The sequence below is a fragment of the Neisseria sp. P0021.S007 genome, assembly GCF_051956855.1.
Map to the genome: position 1 here is coordinate 1 of NZ_JBQCXA010001774.1, position 436 is coordinate 436.

The following is a 436-nucleotide window of genomic DNA, read 5'->3' on the forward strand; positions in this document are numbered from 1 at the left end:
CTGCTGTGAACGGTGTCAGACGGTTTTTTAGCTGCGGTGTGGGTCAGGTACGCATTGACGCCCCAGCGTTTGGACGGCGCATCGTAGCCCAAATTGTAAACAGCAGACCACGGGGAAAGGGCGTTAATCGGGGTTTCCTGTCCGTTGGTCTGTTTGGCTTTGCCTTTGATGTAGCTGACGTTGACACCTGCGTGCGTGCCTTGCGGCAAACCGATGCTGTCAAGGTTCCATGTGCCGTTAAATTCCAAACCTTTCGCCCACGCTGAGGAGCGGTTTTGGTTTTGCCAAACGGGCGAGCTGACCAAGGCGGTACCATCGGAAATCGGCGCATAATTAGGGCTGTTGGGGTTGTCTGAGGACACGCCCATGTAGGTCAGTTCGATAAAGTTGCGGTAGCGGCAAAGCAGGAAACTTTAAACTCTCCGGCTTCCAAACC

Annotated in this window: 1 pseudogene; it reads right to left on the bottom strand. The window is 54.4% G+C overall.

What is annotated here, in order from left to right:
• Positions 1-398, bottom strand: a pseudogene (locus ACTHUR_RS21395) (TonB-dependent receptor domain-containing protein); the annotation flags it as partial.
• Between the last annotated feature and the right edge of the window lie 38 nt (positions 399-436).